A 2,209-nucleotide genomic window follows, 5' to 3' on the forward strand; every position below is an offset into this window, starting at 1 on the left:
TGACGAGGTTTGCGCGCCGGCCATACCCCTAAACGGTCTTGCGAGCGAAATGTTCGCTCCGAACAATCCCACGACATGCTTTATCCGTCACGGTAGGCAGGACCTATCGGGCTCAAGCTTCGCATGTTCCTGTCCGCTCGCTGCCTGATCGCCGGGCCGAAGGCGAAAATCGCTTATGGGCGGGAACATTCATGCGCTGCCGATGTTCGTAAAGCATGGCGCGCAGTTCTCGCTCTCCCGCGAAAAGCGCGCCGGCAAGCCGAGCATCAAGCCCGAGCAAGTCGGTCTCGGCTGCCCTCTCGAGCGGGCTCTGAAGTCAGCACGAAGTCAGCACTGGGAACGATCATGCTTTATCGCGCGGCCAAGATCGCTGAAGAGGCTCATCACGGCCAGAAGGACAAGACCGGCCAACCCTATATCGAACATGTCAGGCGCGTCGCCAACGCGGTCGAGACGCTCGACGAAAAGACCGTCGCCTATCTGCACGACGTGGTGGAGACAGGCGAGGGGTGGACTCTGGATCGGCTGGAGGCGGCAGGCTTCTGCCTTCCCGTCGTGGCGGCGGTCGACGCCCTAACGAGACGGCTTGACGATAGCGAGCAGGGTTTCATTTGCCGCGCCGCCTCGAACCCGCTGGCGAGGCGGGTCAAGGAAGCGGACCTGACGGACAATCTGCGGCAGGCGCATCATGCAGGCGCCTCGCCGGAAAAATACGAAAACGGGCTGCGCCTGCTCGGCGATATGGCCAACTGACCAAGTTGGCCGCTATGCAAAGCGCCCCGGCGCGATCCCAGCTAAGGCATCATCTCGGCCTGGTGGGCGCTCATCGGAACCATGTTCTGACCGAGATGCGTCATGATCCAGACCGAGCCGATCACGACGAGCGCGACGATCAGCACGCCGAAGGCGAGCGCGAGCACATTGTTGGTGTTATCGGGCCCGGTTGTCAGGTGCAGGAAGAAGACGAGATGCACGCCCATCTGCGCAATGGCCAGCACCACCAGGGCGGAGATCACCGCCGGCTGATAGATCAGGTCGGTTTGCGCGGCGAGGAATGAGGCGATGGTCAACAGGATCGCCAGGCCGAAGCCGAGCAGATAGCCCGACAGCCCTCCTGCCAGCTCGTGCTCGGTGATGCGCTCTTCCCCCGGCGCTGAGTCACGGCGATCGAGCTCCTCGTCGATCCGGCTGTCGATGTCACTCATGGCGAGGCTCCCAGAAGATAGACCAGGGTGAAGATAGCGATCCAGATGATGTCGAGCGCGTGCCAGAACAGGCCGAAGCAGTGGAGCCGCCGCAATATCTCCGGCCGAAAACCCTTCACCCAGAGCTGCGCCATCATGGTGCCGAGCCAGAGCAGGCCGAGGCCGACATGGGTGCCGTGGCAGCCGACGAGGGCGAAGAAGGCGGAGAGGAAGGCGCTGCGCGAGGGACCTGCCTGCTCGTTCGCCATCGCCGCGAATTCCTGCACCTCGAGGAACAGGAAGGCCGCGCCGAGCAGGCCGGTGACGAGCAGCCAGAACTGGGTGGCGGCCATCGAGCGGCGGTGGGTCGCGAGCGTCGCAAGGCCGCCGGTGAAGCTCGAGGTGAGCAGAAGCCCCGTCTGGGCCGCGATGCGCGTGAGCTCGAACAGCTCCTTGCCGGTCGGCCCTCCGGCCGTCGCCTTGGACAGCACGGCAAAGGCGGCAAAGAAGGCCGAGAACATGATGATGTCGGACAACAGGAAAATCCAGAAGCCGTAGGCCACCGTGACGAATTTCGAGGCCGGGCCGCCCTGGCCGTGGCCGGTCGCCGAGAACAGGCCATGACCGTGCCCGCCGTGCTGTCCGGGCCGATACGGTTCGCGCACCGCGCTGCCGGCCGCGATGTCGCTCATGCCACGCGCTCCCGTCTGCGCATCCAGGCAAGCTGCGCGGCTTTACCGTCGCGGTCGATGCGCTCGACCTCGTCAGCGGGGATCTCGTAGTCGCCGTGCTCGCGCCAGGCAAAGACGACGAAGGTGGCGTAGGCGCCGATGAAGCCGACGATCGCCAGCCACCAGATATGCCAGATCAGCGCGAAGCCGATCAGCGTGGCGAAGAAGGCGGTAACGAAGCCCGTCGGGCGGTTGCGCGGCATCTCGACCGGCTCATAGCGTTCGTCTTCGTCCGGGCGTTGGCCGTCCATCGCCCGCTGCGTGACGGTCCAGTAGGGCTCTTCGTCCTCGACT

Annotated in this window: 3 protein-coding genes and 1 pseudogene; 1 reads left to right on the forward strand and 3 read right to left on the reverse strand. The window is 64.6% G+C overall.

The genetic code is table 11. The features are described 5' to 3' along the window. Positions 1-345 precede the first annotated feature (345 nt). Positions 346-753, forward strand: coding sequence for an HD domain-containing protein (locus AC4FWB_RS33865; RefSeq protein ID WP_491030561.1), 408 nt, complete (start codon positions 346-348; stop codon positions 751-753). 41 nt (positions 754-794) lie between these two features. On the opposite strand, the gene cyoD is transcribed toward AC4FWB_RS33865, so the two are convergent. The 3 genes and pseudogenes from cyoD to AC4FWB_RS33880 form a co-directional block, all read right to left on the reverse strand. After that, the gene (gene cyoD / locus AC4FWB_RS33870) at positions 795-1,205 is read right to left on the reverse strand and encodes a cytochrome o ubiquinol oxidase subunit IV (protein WP_491030562.1); all 411 of its coding nucleotides are present in this window, start codon (positions 1,203-1,205) and stop codon (positions 795-797) included. Beyond that, the gene (locus tag AC4FWB_RS33875) at positions 1,202-1,876 is read right to left on the reverse strand and encodes a cytochrome c oxidase subunit 3 (RefSeq protein WP_491030563.1); all 675 of its coding nucleotides are present in this window, start codon (positions 1,874-1,876) and stop codon (positions 1,202-1,204) included. Before AC4FWB_RS33875 ends, cyoD begins: the two co-directional genes overlap by 4 nt. Further along, positions 1,873-2,209: pseudogene (locus AC4FWB_RS33880) on the reverse strand (cytochrome o ubiquinol oxidase subunit I); the annotation flags it as partial. The gene AC4FWB_RS33875 and the pseudogene AC4FWB_RS33880, both read right to left, overlap by 4 nt.

The organism is Mesorhizobium sp. LEGMi-168a (genome assembly GCF_058312955.1).

Bases quoted from the DNA above. Each gene is read 5' to 3' on its own strand.
- AC4FWB_RS33865 (WP_491030561.1), top strand. From the start codon at position 346: ATGCTTTATCGCGCGGCCAAGATCGCTGAAGAGGCTCATCACGGCCAG.
- cyoD (WP_491030562.1), bottom strand. From the start codon at position 1,205: ATGAGTGACATCGACAGCCGGATCGACGAGGAGCTCGATCGCCGTGAC.
- AC4FWB_RS33875 (WP_491030563.1), bottom strand. From the start codon at position 1,876: ATGAGCGACATCGCGGCCGGCAGCGCGGTGCGCGAACCGTATCGGCCC.